Here is a 17506-nt window from a genome sequence, read left to right on the forward strand (position 1 = left end):
GAGGGATTTTGTTGGTGTAGCGGGTTGGGGCGGTGTTACACACAGCTGTTGATAAAGATAGCAAATTTATAAGCCGGGTGTGTGGCTGGTGCTATGCTATATTTACCTGCTCAATTTCCTCTGACTTATGCCTCTTTTTGATCAGACACAGGTAGCTATCTACACCCGAAAATTTACGAAGCTTAAACAAGGGGGCACCAAATACGGCAAGGCTCCCCATAAGCCTGTTTTCCTGCTCACGTTGCTTGAACTGGTAGAAAAGCGGCTCATCACCGAAAACCGGGTGACCATTACGCCCGAACTGGTAGCGATCTTTAAAGAGAACTTCTCACTGCTGGTACAAACGGCGCATAAAGACGATTTCACGCAACCGTTTTATTACCTGCAAAACGATGGTTTCTGGTTTCTGAAGACAAAAACCGGGGAGAAGCTCGATGCCTATATCCGAAGTGTACAAACCCTCAGCGACCGGCTCGACTTCGGCTACTTTGCCGACGATCTGTTCAATCTACTGCTGGATGATTACGCTCGTCTGCATTTGAAAAACACCCTTCTCGACTATTATTTTCCACAAACCAAAACAGAATTTCTCCGCATCAAAGATACCGGACGTAGCTACCTGTACGATCTGGAGACCTACATGCTGAACGAAAAAGAAGTGCCGTACGCACCCCTTGTCGCCACAGACGATGAAGAGATACGTTTTGTACGTGGTGGCCTGTTCAAGAAGCTGGTACCGAAAGTATATGATTTTACCTGCGCGATTTCGGGAATGAAAGTCATTTCGGTTGATGGGGCTTCATTGATTGAAGCTTGTCATATCGTACCCATCAGCGTATCGGGTGATGATAAAGTCACCAACGGCATTGCCCTGTGCCCCAATCTGCACACCGCTTTTGATCGGGGTATGATTGGGGTAGATGACCAGTTACGCGTAGTGGTCTCGCCGTCCTTAGCTGATAATATGGCCAGCCCTTACAATCTAAAGCAGTTTCATGGCCAACCCTTGCGATTGCCATTCGGTGACGTGCATAACCCAAAAATGGAGAGTTTCCGATGGCACATGCGGGAGCGATTTAAAATGTAATTTGCAAGTATGAATACTGAATGGTTGAAACTTCGCCTTTATGATGGCGATCTGAGAAAAGCTTTTGAAGAAATGGTTTGCCAACTGGCAGAGTATGAGCCAATAGAGAACCGTGTTCAGTTCATTCGAGTTGCAGCGCCTGATGGAGGTAAAGAAGCATATTGGATTTTGAATAATGGTGACGAATACGGATGGCAAGCCAAGTTTTTTACCTCAATGGACAAAGGCCAGTGGAAACAATTGAATGAATCTGTTGAGAAAGTCTTAGATAAACATCCTAGACTAACTCGCTACTATATCTGTACTCCACTTGATCGTGAGGATCCTCGGATTGAAAATCAGCGATGGTTTATGGATAAGTGGATTGAGTGGGTGGGTAAATGGCAAAAACTCGCCCGGAAGATGGGCCGAACAGTTGAATTTATTTATTGGGGTAATTATGAATTGTTTGAGCGTCTTAGCCGTCCCGTCAATGTTGGACGACTTAATTTTTGGTTTCAAGAGACTGAACTGACCGAAGAATGGTTTACCCACCGACTTGAAGAGGGTATTCATAATCTTGGTAGCCGCTATACACCCGAAGTTGACTTTCAATTACCCGTAGTTAAGGTATTTAATGGACTCGCAAGGAATAATTCCTTCTTAACTCGTTGGTCTGAAGAATTCAACCAATTAAAGACTGTAGCTTATAAAGCTATACACCAGTTAAATGTACAGGATAAAGACCTTAATGAGCAAGTTGATAGATTCAAAGAGCTCTTGAGCCGGCTGAACCTATTTGAGGAAGCTAACCGTCCAAATCGTTTGTCAATAGTTGATCAGGGCGCCTTTTCAAATATGCTAAAGCAACTTGTAGCTAATGTGGATCAAATTATAAGTCGGTTCTATGAATTGAACAGAATAGAAGTAGAGAAAAAAAAGACTACAGGTCAGCGTGATAGCGAATACTCAAATGCTTTTGGATGGGATATTGAAAGGTGCCGTGAAGTCAATAGGAATTTATACGAATACATAGGTTACATTAATGGGTTAGAAGTAAAAGCTGCAAATGTTCCAGCTATGGTATTGTCCGGTGATGCTGGAATGGGTAAATCTCATTTACTAGCGGATATCGCTCAAAAACGTAAGGAGGAGAACTTACCAACAGTGCTTTTGTTAGGCCAGCAGTTTACGACAACGGATGAGCCTTGGACACAAATACTTCGTCTGCTACACTTATCCTGCAACCGTGATATATTCTTAGCAACTCTCAATACTTATGGAGAAACATTAGGCTCACGAGTATTGCTCATAATTGATGCAATTAATGAAGGTCAAGGCCGATTCATCTGGGAGCATTCAATTAGGGGCTTTTTACATGAAGTTGCTCATTATCCTTGGCTCGGCTTAGTAATCAGTGTGCGTAGTTCTTATGAAGAGCTTCTTTTGCCAGAAAGTATAGCTAAGGACAATCGCCTACTTAGAGTTGTACATCATGGATTCAAAGCAGTTGAATATCAGGCAACTAAGCGATTCTTTGAATATTACGGTCTACTCTTACCGAGTATACCGCTACTACACCCTGAATTTAGTAATCCTTTGTTTTTACACCTGTTTTGTAAAGGCTTAAAGAAGAAAGGACTAAATCGCATACCGGATGGTTATGAAGGCATTACGGCTATAATTACATTTCTAATTGATGCTATAGATGAAGTATTAGCAAAAAAACTGCACTATCCAACATCCTTAAGGCTCACTCAAAAAATAGTTGACCAATTAGCGGCAAAATTATTAGAGCAAGAAGCTCGCAGCATATCATTTGAAGAAACTTTTTACTGGTTGATTGATCTCCCAAAACTTAAAGCCATATCTGAGCCGCGCCGTGGACAGTATATAGAAGACCTAATTTCTGAAGGTATCCTAAGTAAAAACTTTCTGCAACGTTGGGATCAAAAAACTCAACAATTGAAAGGTGAAGAAATACTATTTTTTACTTATGAACGTTTTGGTGATCATCTCATGGTTTCCCATTTAATTGATAATTACGTTAATAAAGTGAAGCCAAAAGAATCTTTTGAACAGGATACTAAACTTCAATTACTAATCTCAGGTGATAATGCTATCCATAAAAACGAAGGCTTAGTAGAAGCAATGGCTATTCAGTTGCCTGAGAAAATAGGTATTGAGTTACATCAAGTACTTCCTCAGTTTGCAAATACTGGTTCAGTGGCGGGAGCTTTTATCGAAAGTTTACTTTGGCGAAAACTAACGTCATTTACTGATGAGACCAAAAAGTATCTTATTAGTATTGCAGATACTGACCAAGAATATTGGTTTAATCGTCTATTCCAAAATCTACTACTGGTCACGGCTTCACCAAGCCATCCATTCAATAGCGATTTTTTGCACCAGTCACTAATGAAATTAACAATGGTGGATCGTGACGCTTGGTGGTCAAAGTACATTCATTTTAAATATAGCCATAGTCCTGAAGAGCCTACAGCGGTACAACGTCTTATAGATTGGGCTTGGTCCGTAGTATCTAAGCAAAACATAGAAGCTGAGGCCGCACGCTTAATGGGACAAACCATTGCTTGGTTCTTGACCAGTTCCAATCGGCTCTTACGAGATTCTGCTACAAAAGCGTTAGTATCTCTTTTTGAGAATCGGATTTTAATTCTCATTCAAGTACTTCAAGCGTTTGAAGAAATAAATGATCCTTACGTATATGAGCGTCTATGGGCTGTAGTATATGGGTGTACATTGAGAACTAAACAGAAAGAGTTCTTGAAGCCATTGAGCGAGTATACTTATCAATGCATATTTAATCAGGAAGAGGTTTATCCTCATATTTTACTTCGGGATTATGCAAGACAAGTGATTGAATATACTTCTTATTTAGGTCTTGTTACGGAATTAGATTTAATAAAAATTAGGCCTCCTTATAAAAGTCAAATGCCTAAACGATTTCCAACAAATAAAGAAATTGATAAAAAGTATAAATTAGACTATAAATCGTCAGAATTTAAAAAACATCAATGGTCGCAAAATAATATTTTAAAATCAATGACTACTGAATACGGTCGTGGAGTCGGAGGATATGGAGATTTTGGTAGATATGTTTTTGAAAATAATTTTGATGGATGGAGGGAAGAAGTAAATGTAAATAGACTTAGTAATCTTGCAGTTCAATGGATTTTTAAAAAATACGGTTATGATGTTGAAAAGCTTGGAGAGTTTGAGCAATACATAGGTCGATTCAAAACGGATCGGCATGATGTGCAGAGTGAGCGTATTGGAAAAAAATACCAATGGATTGCAATGCACGAACTCTTAGCTCGGGTGTCAGACAACTTCACTCTCCGGGACTCTTGGGGAGAGCATGAAGAAGAACCTTTTGAAGGTCCTTGGAACCCTTTTGTAAGAGATATAGACCCTTCCATATTAATCAAAAAAACTGCTGTTGCCAAGGGTAAAACAAGTTGGTGGAACCCAGCCCAAAGCTTTGATTGGTCAATCCCTCATAAAGATTGGATCGCTTTCCATGATGATTTTCCCGACCCAAGAAAGTTGATACATTTTATCAATCCAGTAGATGGGGAAGAGTGGCTTTCACTTGAGTCACATCCTTCTTGGCAAGAGCCAACTTTTGCTCATGAGGATGAATACCAAATATCTAAGAAAAATCTTTGGTATCAAATCCGAGCTTATATTGTACCTGAAGAGGGCTATAATGAATTCATTGAATGGGGGGGGAATCAGGATTTCTTTGGTAAGTGGATGCCAGAATCTTGGGATCGACGTGAAGTATTCAGCCGTGAGTTCTACTGGTCTCCAGCCTATAAAGCCTTGGCGGCACGAGCTCAGAAGGATGAAAGTATTGAAGAGCCTTGGAGACGAATATCAATTAGATATAGTCATCAAAATTCAGGAATTGAAAATTTAGGTCCCGTAATGGTTCCCACTCAGAGTTATATTTGGTCAGAACAATACGATGCCTCTAAAGAAGAAACCATAAGTTTTCATATGCCTAATGGCTTTCTCTTTGAAAAAATGAAGTTGCAGTATGCTGATATGGAAGGTGCATTTGTAAACGCTGATAACCAAATTGTCTGTTTTGATCCGAGTGTAGAGAAAGAAGGCGATTCTTGCCTATTAATTCGTAAAGCCGATTTGTTTAAAATGTTAAACGAGCAGGGGTTACGTATCTTCTGGACGGTATTAGGCCAAAAATCCATTCATCATATGCATAATGCCGAAAAGTATAGTCAAACAGTTATATCAGGCATCGTGCATTTTCAGGAACAACAGCTTCAGTTTGATCATATAATATATGACGCTACAGAACAGTATTTAAAAAAAGAAGCAGAGCAAGCAAATGCACGAGATTGGAAAGAGGGAGATATAAACCCTTTTATATTCGACTTTGGCGAAGAAGAATAAATCAATACATTGCTGGTCCCACGTACCCCTGATGCAACTGCGCCACGGGAAGTCAAATCCCAATCGCGGCCCCAGACTACGTTGCCATGCTTAATCATCATGTACACGAAATGTACACGACCTCTGCATCATGTACAAAAAAGGCGTATTATTGTACATGATAGATTTCCTACCTGAGCAGCCTTATAATCAGTTGCCTTTGTTGCCACCTTTGCGTGAGCAGATAGAGAGCGTACTCATTCTTCGGCAGGAAAGCCGTGCCATGCGGGCGTTGGCTGAGTTGAAAGGAATGACCCGGCTTTTGCCGAACCCCGCCATACTGGTCGATGCGCTGGTGCTCAAGGAAGCGAAAGCCAGTTCTGAAATTGAAAATATCATTACAACCAGTGATCGACTCTATCAGGCTTTAGCCGCGAAAGAGCCGACTACAGACAATGCCACAAAAGAAGTCCTTCGGTATCGTCAGGCATTGTATACGGGCTATCGATTTATCCGGAGTCGCGGCTTTTTGAGTACAAACGGAATCGTTTCCATTCAGCAGGAACTCGAAGCCAATCAGGCAGGTATCCGGCGGCTGCCGGGAACAGCTTTGCGGAACGACCGAACGCAGGAAACTATTTATACCCCGCCCGACGACCCGGATACGCTTCAGGCATTGATGCATAATCTGGAACTCTATTTGAATACAAACACGGAGGATGACGTTTCGCCCCTGATCAAGTTGGCTGTTCAGCATTATCAGTTTGAAAGTATTCATCCCTTTTATGACGGTAATGGTCGAACAGGCCGAATTATCAATGTGTTGTATTTGATCTTACAGGAGTTGCTCACCGAGCCGGTTCTTTACCTGAGTGGATACATTATTCACAATAAGGCTGACTATTATCGCTTATTACAGGAGGTTCGAACGCGGCAGAATTGGGCAGACTGGATTTTATTCATACTGAAGGCGGTTGAAGAAACAGCCCGGCAAACCATTGGGCAAATTCTTCAGATTCAAGCTCTTTTTGAGCAGACGGCAGAGCATATTCGGCGGGAAGCACCCAATGTGTACAGTAAGGAGTTGGTAGAAGTCTTATTTCTTTATCCGTACAGCAAGATTGAATACGTTGTTGATCGGCTGGCCGTTGACCGACGAACCGCATCCAAATACTTACGCACGATTGAAAAACTAGGTTTACTACGCTCTGAGCAGAAGTGGAAGGAAACCCTGTTTATCAATACACGTTTGTTTGACTTGTTAAAGGAATAGAAGTTGATGCCAGATTCTCAGGCTACGTTGTGGACAGGATGCGGTTTTGAAGAAGCCATCAATACACCGCTGGCCCCACATACCCCTGATGCAACTGCGCAACGGGGAAAATTAAATCCCAGTCTTTTCCCCAGACTACGTTGCCCCGTTCTATCTTAAATCGCTTGAAATTTGCCAGTTTACGGTACTTATCGTGCTGCGGATGTGAGTGGGCTGATAGAAAAGGCCCAAAGTCAATAACTTGTGAGGTCATATCCGAAAATTTGAGTCGTAAGCGGTGTTGGCCTACGTGTTCAACTTCGGTTACTGTCAACATTCTCATCCCCTTTGGTGATTTGTTATTCAAAAACGAACCCCTCTTTTAATAACCATTTTAAAAAGTAACTCGATGATCTATCGGTGTTTGTTAACCCTGCAAATTTTAAGTCTCACTTTAAATTTGCAGGATTAACTGCCTTAAGGCGTAGCCTGAGTCGCTGTTAATCAAGTAAATTTTCAATCGGATTGAAAGTTTACTTGATTAATCATCCTACACCAACGCCCGCAATTCCTCCACAACCCCCTTGATTGCGTTAACCGTCGCTAGCACATCGGCTTCGGTGTTGAAGCGCCCCAGGCTGAACCGCAGGCAGGAAAAGGCTTCGGTTTCGGTCAGACCCATAGCCAGCAACACGTGCGAGGGGTCAATGGATGCCGCCGTACAGGCTGAGCCATTGGAAACGGCAATGCCTTCCAGACCCATAATGAGCGCGTCGCTGTCGCAGTTTTCAAAATAGATATTCGTGGTATTGTGTAGTCGATGTTCCTGATTGCCATTAATGTGTGTTCCAGGAATAGTAAGGAGTGACATTTCGAGCAGCCCTCGTAGAGACGCGACCCTTCGCTTCTCCTTCGCGCCAGCCATTTCCAGCCTAGCCAGTTCGGCGGCTTTGCCAATGCCCACAATACCCGGCACATTGAGCGTGCCACTGCGTAAGCCGCGTTCGTGGCCACCACCATGCAGGAGGGCTTCCAGCTTCACTTTATTCGGTCTACGCTGCCGCACAAATAGGCCGCCCACGCCTTTAGGGCCGTAAAACTTGTGGCCCGAGAAGGCAAGCAAATCTATATCGGACTTATCCACATCCAGCGGCAGTTTACCCACAGCCTGGGTAGCGTCGGTCATGAACAGAGCCCCGACTTCGTGGGCGAGTTCGGCAATTTGCTCGATGGGCTGAATAACGCCGGTTTCATTATTCACCGCCATGACCGACACCAAAATCGTATCGGGGCGGAGGGCGGCTTTTACAATGTCCAGATTCAATAAGCCATCAGGTTGAACGGGCAGATAAGTTACCTCATAGCCGCGCTTTTCTAGGTATGTGCACACATCGAGTACGGCTTTGTGCTCGGTCTGTACCGTTATAATATGTTTGCCTTTGCTGGCATAATTCTCGGCAACGCCTTTAATGGCCAGATTAATGGCTTCGGTAGCCCCTGAGGTAAACACCAGTTCGTGGGTTTCGCAGCCTAACAAGTCGGCCATCTGCTGGCGGGCCGTCTTTACCGCTTCACTTGCCCCAACACCAAAGGGATGCGTGCTTGCAGCATTGGCGAAGTTGTCGGTCAGGAATGGCATCATCGTGTCCAGCACACGCGGGTCCAGCTTCGTCGTGGCGTTGTTGTCCAGGTAAATCATACAGTAAAGATACACTCTGTGACGGTTCATCTGACGTACTACCTCGCTCCTTGCCCGTAGCTTCTCTACAACACCTTGCTTAATACTTTCTGACGTGTCTGGATATACCATTGAATATTATTTAACCCTATGGATATAATCTTCTTGTGCTATTTTAAGCTTATGTATAACTTGGCGAAGCATGCTTTTGTGCGCTCATCTTTGTTTCACTCTTCTAATTTCCAGTCATCATGTTCAATCACTCCCTGAAAAAAGTTCTATGGTCGGCGTTAGTTCCGGCGTTACTTGCGGCCTGTCAGCCCACCGATACGTTCCAGCGTCAGCCGGATGATGTGGTTCGTTACGGTAGTCAGACAGGGTCGGCACGGGCCACTGCCGATGTGCAGAAGTACATTGTTACCTTTAAAGCCGATCCACTCATTACCCGCTCGCTACCCGACAATGCCGGAGCGTATGATGCCCGGGTACAACAGATGCAGGGGCTGATTTCCCGACTGGTGGGAGCCGATATTGCCGGTAAAACCCAGGAGGTTTACACAACGGCGATCCGGGGCTTTGCCGTTGAGCTAACAGCCGCCGAATTGGCCCGGCTGCAGCGACTGCCGTTCATTGCCAGTATCGTACCCGATCAGGTCGTTTCACTGGCCGTGCCAACCGGTACTGCCATAACGGTAGGAGCGCAGACTATACCCTGGGGAATTAGCCGGGTGGGTGGTGTTCGAACCTATACGGGTCCGCATAAGGCCTGGGTTCTGGATACAGGTATCGATTTCGATCATCCCGACCTGAATGTCGACCTGCCGCTGTGCCGTAATTTCAACAACCCACGTCGCGATGCCGACGACGACAATGGGCATGGCTCGCACGTGGCCGGTACTATTGGTGCCAAAGACAACAACTTTGGGGTAGTAGGGGTTGCGCCGGGCGTGAAGGTAATCGCCGTGAAAGTACTGTCGGCGTCGGGAAGTGGTTCCTACTCCGGCGTTATTGCCGGTATCGACTACGTTGCCACGGCGGGTGCGCCGGGCGATGTGGTGAACATGAGTTTGGGCGGACCCGTTTATACACCGATTGACGATGCGGTAAAGGGAGCAGCCAGCAAAGGCATCTTGTTTGCACTGGCGGCAGGCAATGAGTCGCAGAATGCAAATAACTCCTCTCCGGGCCGTACGGAACACCCCAACGTGTATACGGTTTCGGCCCACGACTATAACGATAAATTTGCGTCGTTCTCCAACTACGGCAATCCGCCCATCGACTGGTGCGCACCGGGCGTCGATGTGCTTTCGACCTGGCGTTCGGGTGGTTATCGGACTATTAGTGGCACCTCAATGGCAACGCCCCACGTAGCTGGTATCCTGCTCTACGGCAAACCGGTTTCCCGCGGACCCGTATCCGGCGATCCGGACGGCAACCCCGACCTGATGGCAAAATTACCAACGGTAACGCCCTAAGTCGGGTAAGTTTGATACGAATACAAAAGGCCGGATGTGTTCCGGCCTTTTGTCGTTTCAGTGAAATACGGATCGGGATAATGGCTGGCGGCAGGGTGGGAGATGATGCATCAATCTGCCCTGCCACCAGCCATACCACTAAGGCAATACGGTGCCTGAGTTTTGGTTAATGATGCCAATGTTGCCGTTGCCCGTCTGCTGAATCTGCAACAGATTGTCCATGCCGGTCTGGGTAACGGTCAGGGAGTTGTTGTTCCCCTGCTGAAGGACAAAATTCGTAGATGTCAGGTTGAGGATGGCGTTACCACTACCTGTTTGCTGAAAAATAGCCTGGTTGCCTTCGCCGGTCTGAATGACGCCCGCAACGTTAAAATCGCCCGACTGGGTAATCTGGGCGTTGTTATTGTAACTCAGATTTTGTCCGGCCTGGCCCTGACCAATGTAAGCCTGGTTCTCATCACCCGTTTGGTTGATAACAGCCTGTCCGTTGATAGAGACAAACTGCTCGATAGTAGCCTGGTTGAAAAGGCCGACCTGCGACGTGACCGCCGTACTATTGATTGTCGCAAAGTTAGACTGATCAATGTAACTGACGTTGCCATAGCCAGACTGGAATGTACTGGCCACATTACCCGGACCGGCTCCATTTTCCTGATAGATTTCGGCCAGGTTCTGATCTCCTTCCTGAGTAATCTGAGCGGTCTGGGCAAACGTACTTGTCTGATTAATGTAGGCTTCGTTGCCACCAATCAGGTAAATAGTTCCGTTCTGCAAAATAGTGGCCGTTTGATTCTGCCCACTCTGACGAATTTCGGCAGCATCCTGGTAGCTCAGGTTAGTCTGGGTAATGGTAGCGGTGTTGCCTGCCCCAACTCCCGTCTGCTCAATACCCGCCGAACTCCCAATAGCCGTAAGCTGATTGATCGTTGCCTTATTATTCTGCCCCGACTGATTTATTGACGCTTCGCTGCCATAGGTCAGGAAGTCCGACTGATTGGCTAGTGCGTCATTATTAGTGCCATTCTGTAAAATCTGAATGAACGTTCCAGGACCGGGGCCCTCATCCTGAGTAGCAACGGCTTTATTGTTTGTGCCGACCTGACTGATGTTTATTTCCTGGGCGTACGTGCTGGTTTGGGAAGTTGTCAGTTGGTTGTTATTGCCTTCCTGTACCGCAATTACCTGCTGCCCTTCTCCCGTTTGGGTAAGCATGGCCTTGTTGTCGTTGCCGGTCTGGCTGAGTGTGGACGTATTTGATTGAGCGTAAGAAGCAGCCATGATCAGCAGCGCAGACCATGTGAGTAATACTTTTTTCATGTTTTAAAAGGTAGATTGAGAGATAAATAGAAGCTATTGAAGTACGAATAAATTATCCTTCGTAAGGCCCTGGTCAGTGAGGAAAATACCTGGCCGACCCCTCAATACGAAGCTAACGTTAACACCCATCAGGCGATCGGTGTACTACAGACAAACGGTTGGATAACCCCCTCGCTACTTACCGGCAGACTATTGGTTAAGTGAAAATGAAACTATCGGTTTTCATTCATCCTTTACAGGAATTTCATCCGGGGAGCCGTTTCCCGTTCATGAAATGCATTGGCAATTCGTGATCAATCTATATAAACCATATGCTAAATGTATGTGGTTAACGCGTAAGACTAGCGCCATTAACTAAGTTAAGGGGGGCGGGTTGCTAAAAACCGGGGAAGTTTTATGACTCAGTTAGTAAACGGTGGTTGCGTGGATGATCGGGAGTGGGTTCTTGGCACCAATTCCCAGATAAATGCTGCATTTATAATTATATTTTCTATATGTCCTATATAATTAATTATTTTTCGTTCGCTAAGTTTCCGTTGCTGGCAACGCGGTTTTCAGTATGTTTGATCCATATTTATTAACTATGTTCAGTCGTCAAACTCTTTCTTTTGCTGCGGCCTTTGGGCTCTCTATTTTGCTTGCCAACGGTCTGTCGGGTTGTCAGTCAAAAGGTTCGGCAACAGCCGAAACCACCGCCGATTCAGCAGCTAACACATCCGGCAACCCGTCAACGGCCGAAAAACCAGCTGACAAAAATGCGGAAGCCCCTGTAGCCGCTACGCCTGATCCATCAAGCATTCCGGCCAATAAAATCGCCGGTGCTGCTACCATTCTGGCCCGGCCACAGGTGCCTGTTTTATGCTATCACCAGATTCGCGATTGGCGTGCCAGCGATTCCAAATCGGCTAAAGACTATATCATACCGGTAGCTGCTTTCCGCGAACAGATGAAAATGCTGGCCGATAGTGGTTACCATACCATCTTGCCTGACCAACTGTATGCGTATCTGACAACCGGTGCGCCGTTACCCTCAAAACCAATCATGCTGACTTTCGATGATGGCGACCTCGACCAGTACACGGTAGCTGCCCCCGAACTCGAAAAGCACGGTTTTAAAGGCGCGTTCTTCATTATGACCGTAGCCATTGGCCGACATGGGAAACAGCCGTATATGGACAAAGCCCAGATCAAAGACTTGTCAGATCGCGGACACGCCATTGGGGCCCATACCTGGGATCACCATAACGTAAAGAAATACCAGGGCGACGATTGGAAAATCCAGCTTGAAGAGCCTAAGGCGAAACTGGAAACGATCATCGGAAAGCCGATTAAGTATTTTGCATATCCGTTCGGTTTATGGAATAAACAGGCACTGCCCGAACTACAGAAACGGGGGTATGTGGCTGCGTTCACGCTGGCCGATAAGCGGGACGACAGCATGCCACTCTACACCGTTCGCCGGATTATTGCCGGGGGCCAGTGGAAAGCAACGACCATGTACAGGAACATGATTCAAAGCTTCGACTAGGTCGCTGAAGAGTATCAGGGATGATAAGAGCGGCTTCGGTCGCTTTTATTGTTTTTGTCGCGCATCCGTCAATGCGCCGAGCCGTCCTCGTCGGCACTACGTTAGATCCTGCCTTCAGATGATAAAGGAATTTTTGCGCTACGCTTTGCTGAATCGACCGGATGGAGGAAAAATTGGTGGCGTACACAAAGCACTTTATTTCTATCTTTTTGATAAGGGAAAATACGAAAAAGCGCTGGATGAAGCGCTTTTTTTGCCGAATAGGAGTATTTAATTGGATATTTCCTGCTTGTTGCCTACCCAACTCTATACATTAAAACCTTACCCCTTTAGGATTGTTAAGTAGTGGCGCAGCCGTAAGGTGTACTGATAACCAGATAGTATTTTGTTGTGGTTGATTAACCGCTTTGTTTCCAGTTAATTAGCATGCTAATTGAACAGCCTGAATTGAAATTAGTCGTTTACCTGTCTCGCCAGAGGCCGTAATTGCATCGTACAGTATGAGCACTCATATCCGTTTAGCCCTCGATCGGACGCCAAACACCAACCACACAGGATTTTATGTTGCCCTGGCCAAAGGAGCATATGCTCAGGCCGGTCTTGATGTTGAACTCATTTCACCTGATCAGGACGACTACCGCACAATGCCCGCCCGACGCGTTTCGCAGGGTACGGCCGAACTGGCCATTACACCCTCGGAGAGTGTAATCAGCTACCAAACCAACGGAGTTCCCTTAATCGCCGTAGCTGCTGTGCTGGCCCGCGATATCAGTGCTATCGTTACCCTGAAAGAGAGCGGGATCAGTCGGCCCCGTGAACTGGATGGTAAAGTATACGGCTCGTATGGAGCCCGCTATGAAGATGATATGATTCGTCAGCTTATTCAGAATGACGACGGCCGTGGGCAGTTTATATCCCATAAAATGGGCTGGGCGGGTATCTGGCGGGCCTTGCTTACCCGCGAAGTGGATGCCGCCTGGTGTTGGCTGACCTGGGAGGGTGTGCAGGCCGATATTCAGGGTGTCGATCTGAACCAGTTTTTGTTCGACGAATACGAAATACCGTACGGATACAATCCTATTCTGACGGCCCATAGTCAATGGACAGAGCACAATGGTGATGCGTTGCGCCGGTTTCTGGAAGCAACAGCTGCGGGGTACCGGTTCGCCATTAAAAATCCGGACGAAGCTGTTCGTCTATTAATGAAAACGGCCAATCACCCAACACTTACTAAACGTAATTTTCTGGAACAGAGTCAGCAAATGGTATCCGGGTATTATCTGGACGGCGAAGGACATTGGGGCTTCATGCACCGGAACGTCTGGGTATCATTTACGAACTGGATGATGCGTAACCACCTGCTCACCGACAAAGATGGTGAATTGATCCAGCGCATGGACGTCGATACGCTTTTCACTAATAAATACCTGGAAGGCGTTCCGGCCATGATGCGATAGGGGCGCCTATGCGACCAATGCCCGCGCCAGCATGCCCTGAATCAACCTCCAATGGTCGACATGGATTCGGTGACCGTGTCGCGTTGCTGTTCGGCTTCAAAACCGTTAGCGGGGCGGTGAGAAAAAGCTTTCAGAAAAGCGGTTGTAAGTTCATCATCAGAAGCTCCGCCACGCAGCAACGCCCGAACGTCCAGTACGCCGTTATCGTACAAACAGGTCTTGAGGGTACCCTGGGCCGTCATGCGAATGCGGTTACAGGTGCCGCAGAATGTCCGGCTGAAGGCTGCAATGACGCCAATAGTACCCTGATGACCCGGAATTTGGTAGTTGGCCGAGGTCGAAAACGGCGGGTCTGGAAGTTTTTGCAGGTCGGGGAAGTGTGCCCGGATTTCGTCGATAATACGCCGGTGCGTCCAGTTCAGAATGGGGTAATGGCTCCCCTCGCCGTTAAACGGCATTTCTTCAATAAACCGCACATCTACGGGCATGGTGCGGGTCATTTCGGTTAGCGGCACCAGATCCTGGGTATTCTGCCCATCCATGACAACCGCGTTGATTTTGGTCTGAATCCCCGCTTCCAGCAGCGCATCGAGGGTTTTCAGTACGGCGGGCAGTTCGTCGCGCCGGGTGATTTTATGAAATCGCTCCCGGTCGAGCGTATCGAGGCTCAAATTAACAGACTTGACACCCAGAGCCGCCAACGCCGGTATGTGCGGAGCCGTCAGCACGCCATTGGTTGTCAAAGAAATATCGTTGAGACCATCAATTTCGGCCAGGCGATGCAGAAAATCCATCAGCCCCGCCCGCACAAACGGTTCTCCGCCCGTAATACGCACTTTTTGTACACCCAGTTGGGCTAGTACGCGCACCAGTCGCTCCATTTCTTCGTAGGTCAGCACCTGATGTTTGGGCAGATACTTGATTCCTTCTTCAGGCATGCAGTAAAAGCACCGCAGGTTGCAGCGGTCCGTAACGGCCAGCCGAAGGTAGGAAATAGGGCGGTTGTGGTTGTCGTAAATCATGCAGTATCAAACTAACACAAATCTACAGCTTTTGATTGCACGCACCAATGTGAATCTAGGCTACGAGCCCAACCTCTTAACGGTAAGGTTGCAAAGCAGTGAACCACAGTTTTTGCTATTTTCGTACTGATTCTCGAAAACGGGCAGCCATGTTCGTAAGCTTATGCCGCGCTATTTGTACAGCGATAATTAAGTAAAAATACTGGCTTACTAGAGAATGTTGTTTTTGTTTAAGAATTAGTATTATTTTTGAGAAAATTTTCACTGACTATAGTTGTGAAGAAAGCAGTTTCCATCGGTCTTTTTGGCTTATTCCTCTACCACACGCTGGCCTATGTGCTGGTGTTTGTCGGTATGTGGTGGCAGGCTGAACATGACCTCTCGGAACGGCTTATGGTGTATCGGTCAGTAGATAGCCTTGTTGAGTTTCAGATTCCGCTGAAGGATTCGCCGGATGCCAGTACGATTACCCAAACCACATCAGACGGATTCAGTTACCGGGGACAATATTATAGTGTGGTTAGCCTGGAAATTAAAGGCGACACCCTGAATATTTCCGGTTTGCAGTCGGAAAGCCGCTCCTTCTGGCAAAGTGATTTACTGTCGTTTCTGAACGACCACATCAGCGGTGCTACCGATTCGAGCAAGAAAGCGAATCAGCTGCTGAAGTTTCTGTTGAAAGAATACTCGCCCAATCCACGGGCTGTGTTTGATTTTCTCTCGCCCAACTGGCGCGAAGCTATCCGCATTCCAGACACGCTGTTTGTGATTGCGGCCCGCGCCCTGCCCGTTCATTCACCCCCTCCGGAAGTCTGAGGTGACTTTCCTTTCGCGTTTTCGAGTGTATTTACACTGGCTTTTGCTGGCTATCTGGCCGTGCGTTCCTGCACAGCCATTGGGAATTGTTCAATGCTTACCAGCACTGTTAACGAGCCTCAGATAGCGGCTGGCTGTGCCAGATACATTCCTTATCGGGCTTCTTGTTTGCGGATACCCCACGCGACCGTACGGCTCAATTCCCTCTGATGGGTTGATTCAGAGTATCTGTTTGTGTACCGCACGAACCGGCTACTGCATCGATGTATGTCAGAATGGATCGTACCGTAACTCATTCATTTTCCATCTCAGACATTTTTTTCCATGAAATCGATTTATACAATCGTTCTGGCTTTTGCCTATATCGTACTTCTTAACGCATCTGCATCGGCGCAGGGTTGTGTGGCCGTTCGGCACATGAGCTGTGCGGCTCCGGCGGGTTCTGCCGATTATTTCAAACAACGCAACGGACATTGGCAGGTGTCGGCAGGGTACCGTTTCTTTCGCTCTTACAAGCACTTTGTGGGCGATGAAGAACAGAAACAACGCGTTGAACAGGGAACCAACGTCATCAACGTGTCGCATGCGATCGACCTGGGGCTTACCTACATGGTCAACCAGCGGTTGTCGTTTTCGGTCAATTTGCCCCTTCAGGACAATGACCGCTCATCGCTCTATGAGCATTACGGCAACGCTATTGCACAAAACCCTCAGCAAAAACGCTTTCATACCGGTTCACAAGGTATCGGCGACCTGCGCATTTCGGGTAGCTACTGGTTGGTGAATCCCGCCAAACTGCCCAAAGTCAATTTGGCGGCAGGCCTGGGCGTAAAATTGCCAACGGGCAATTACGCAGCAACGGACAACTTCCATAAACTGACCAAAGAAGGGGTTGATTATACCATCAATCAGCCTGTCGATCAGTCAATTCAATTGGGCGATGGGGGTGTTGGCGTTAGTGTTGAACTTCAGGGCTATGCCTCCATCACGAAAACCCTGACGGCCTATGCCAACGGATTCTACCTGTTCAATCCGCGGGAAACCAACGGTGTTGTGCGCAACCCAACGGCCACAACCATCGATCTGGTAACGGGCACATTCTCCGTTGCTGATCAGTTTGCCGCCCGCGTTGGGTTGAGCCAGTCGATCAAAGCGGTGCCGGGTCTGGCCGTTATGCTGGGTGGTCGGGTGGAGGGTGTTCCAGCTATCGACGCCTTTGGCGGTAGCTCGGGTTTCCGCCGTCCGGGTTATATCGTATCAGTAGAGCCGGGTCTGTCGTACATGCGTCACAAAACGTCGATAGCTGCTACGGTGCCCGTGGCTGTGTACCGCAACCGCATCACCAGCTACGCCGACCGGCTTGATCCGCTGGGGCTGAAACATGGTGATGCCGCCTTCGCCGATTATCTGGTCTCTATCAACGTATCACGCTGGTTTTAATTCCTGCCTTTTCGCGTAAAACGGAGGAAAAAG

General features: G+C 47.1%; 13 protein-coding genes. 9 read left to right on the forward strand and 4 right to left on the reverse strand.

Features of this window, described 5'->3' with window-relative positions; translation table 11 throughout:
- The first annotated feature begins 127 nt into the window (after positions 1–127).
- The 3 genes from NT073_RS07330 (at position 128) to NT073_RS07340 (ending at position 6761) form a co-directional block, all read left to right on the forward strand.
- On the forward strand, positions 128–1087 hold the full coding sequence (locus NT073_RS07330; protein WP_297371025.1) for an HNH endonuclease: 960 nt from the start codon (positions 128–130) through the stop codon (positions 1085–1087).
- Between the two features lie 9 nt (positions 1088–1096).
- On the forward strand, positions 1097–5509 hold the full coding sequence (locus NT073_RS07335; protein WP_297371028.1) for an ATP-binding protein: 4413 nt from the start codon (positions 1097–1099) through the stop codon (positions 5507–5509).
- A gap of 157 nt (positions 5510–5666) precedes the next feature.
- Complete coding sequence (locus NT073_RS07340) at positions 5667–6761, forward strand: Fic family protein (RefSeq protein ID WP_297371031.1); 1095 nt, start codon at positions 5667–5669, stop codon at positions 6759–6761.
- Between the two features lie 58 nt (positions 6762–6819).
- Here the strand turns inward: NT073_RS07340 and NT073_RS07345 are convergent, their stop codons facing one another.
- Both NT073_RS07345 and NT073_RS07350 read right to left on the reverse strand, forming a co-directional pair.
- Entirely contained in the window at positions 6820–7014 is a 195-nt protein-coding gene (locus tag NT073_RS07345) for a hypothetical protein (protein WP_366107231.1), read from the reverse strand.
- A 276-nt stretch (positions 7015–7290) separates the two neighbouring features.
- Positions 7291–8439 carry a cysteine desulfurase family protein gene (locus NT073_RS07350; protein WP_297371034.1) on the reverse strand — a complete coding sequence of 383 codons (1149 nt, stop codon included), beginning with the start codon at positions 8437–8439 and terminating at the stop codon, positions 7291–7293.
- Positions 8440–8669: 230 nt separating this feature from the next.
- Here NT073_RS07350 and NT073_RS07355 point away from each other — a divergent pair, with 230 nt between their 5' ends.
- A complete protein-coding gene (locus NT073_RS07355; protein WP_297371037.1) occupies positions 8670–9893 on the forward strand; it encodes a S8 family serine peptidase in 1224 nt (407 codons plus the stop codon).
- 138 nt (positions 9894–10031) lie between these two features.
- On the opposite strand, the gene NT073_RS07360 is transcribed toward NT073_RS07355, so the two are convergent.
- Positions 10032–11210, reverse strand: a complete 1179-nt coding sequence (locus NT073_RS07360; RefSeq protein WP_297371040.1) for a hypothetical protein — start codon at positions 11208–11210, stop codon at positions 10032–10034.
- 583 nt (positions 11211–11793) lie between these two features.
- Here NT073_RS07360 and NT073_RS07365 point away from each other — a divergent pair.
- The 3 genes from NT073_RS07365 (at position 11794) to NT073_RS07375 (ending at position 14195) form a co-directional block, all read left to right on the forward strand.
- Positions 11794–12738 (forward strand): polysaccharide deacetylase family protein, encoded by a 945-nt coding sequence (locus tag NT073_RS07365; RefSeq protein ID WP_297371043.1) that lies wholly within the window; start codon positions 11794–11796, stop codon positions 12736–12738.
- A gap of 118 nt (positions 12739–12856) precedes the next feature.
- Positions 12857–13012, forward strand: coding sequence for a hypothetical protein (locus tag NT073_RS07370; protein ID WP_297371046.1), 156 nt, complete (start codon positions 12857–12859; stop codon positions 13010–13012).
- Positions 13013–13238: 226 nt separating this feature from the next.
- Positions 13239–14195 (forward strand): ABC transporter substrate-binding protein, encoded by a 957-nt coding sequence (locus NT073_RS07375; protein ID WP_297371049.1) that lies wholly within the window; start codon positions 13239–13241, stop codon positions 14193–14195.
- Between the two features lie 41 nt (positions 14196–14236).
- On the opposite strand, the gene moaA is transcribed toward NT073_RS07375, so the two are convergent.
- A complete protein-coding gene (gene moaA, locus NT073_RS07380) occupies positions 14237–15217 on the reverse strand; it encodes a GTP 3',8-cyclase MoaA (RefSeq protein ID WP_297371053.1) in 981 nt (326 codons plus the stop codon).
- A gap of 276 nt (positions 15218–15493) precedes the next feature.
- Here moaA and NT073_RS07385 point away from each other — a divergent pair, with 276 nt between their 5' ends.
- Positions 15494–16033, forward strand: coding sequence for a hypothetical protein (locus tag NT073_RS07385; RefSeq protein ID WP_297371056.1), 540 nt, complete (start codon positions 15494–15496; stop codon positions 16031–16033).
- 324 nt (positions 16034–16357) lie between these two features.
- A complete protein-coding gene (locus NT073_RS07390; protein WP_297371059.1) occupies positions 16358–17473 on the forward strand; it encodes a hypothetical protein in 1116 nt (371 codons plus the stop codon).
- Positions 17474–17506 lie beyond the last annotated feature (33 nt).

This window comes from Spirosoma sp., from assembly GCF_026391055.1.
Classification (GTDB): domain Bacteria; phylum Bacteroidota; class Bacteroidia; order Cytophagales; family Spirosomataceae; genus Spirosoma.

Excerpts from the sequence above, each read along its gene's own strand:
- NT073_RS07360 (WP_297371040.1), bottom strand. The coding sequence starts at position 11,210 with ATGAAAAAAGTATTACTCACATGGTCTGCGCTGCTGATCATGGCTGCT.
- moaA (WP_297371053.1), bottom strand. The coding sequence starts at position 15,217 with ATGATTTACGACAACCACAACCGCCCTATTTCCTACCTTCGGCTGGCC.
- NT073_RS07330 (WP_297371025.1), top strand. The coding sequence starts at position 128 with ATGCCTCTTTTTGATCAGACACAGGTAGCTATCTACACCCGAAAATTT.
- NT073_RS07345 (WP_366107231.1), bottom strand. The coding sequence starts at position 7,014 with ATGACCTCACAAGTTATTGACTTTGGGCCTTTTCTATCAGCCCACTCA.
- NT073_RS07390 (WP_297371059.1), top strand. The coding sequence starts at position 16,358 with ATGAAATCGATTTATACAATCGTTCTGGCTTTTGCCTATATCGTACTT.
- NT073_RS07355 (WP_297371037.1), top strand. The coding sequence starts at position 8,670 with ATGTTCAATCACTCCCTGAAAAAAGTTCTATGGTCGGCGTTAGTTCCG.
- NT073_RS07335 (WP_297371028.1), top strand. The coding sequence starts at position 1,097 with ATGAATACTGAATGGTTGAAACTTCGCCTTTATGATGGCGATCTGAGA.
- NT073_RS07370 (WP_297371046.1), top strand. The coding sequence starts at position 12,857 with ATGATAAAGGAATTTTTGCGCTACGCTTTGCTGAATCGACCGGATGGA.
- NT073_RS07340 (WP_297371031.1), top strand. The coding sequence starts at position 5,667 with ATGATAGATTTCCTACCTGAGCAGCCTTATAATCAGTTGCCTTTGTTG.
- NT073_RS07365 (WP_297371043.1), top strand. The coding sequence starts at position 11,794 with ATGTTCAGTCGTCAAACTCTTTCTTTTGCTGCGGCCTTTGGGCTCTCT.
- NT073_RS07375 (WP_297371049.1), top strand. The coding sequence starts at position 13,239 with ATGAGCACTCATATCCGTTTAGCCCTCGATCGGACGCCAAACACCAAC.
- NT073_RS07350 (WP_297371034.1), bottom strand. The coding sequence starts at position 8,439 with ATGATTTACCTGGACAACAACGCCACGACGAAGCTGGACCCGCGTGTG.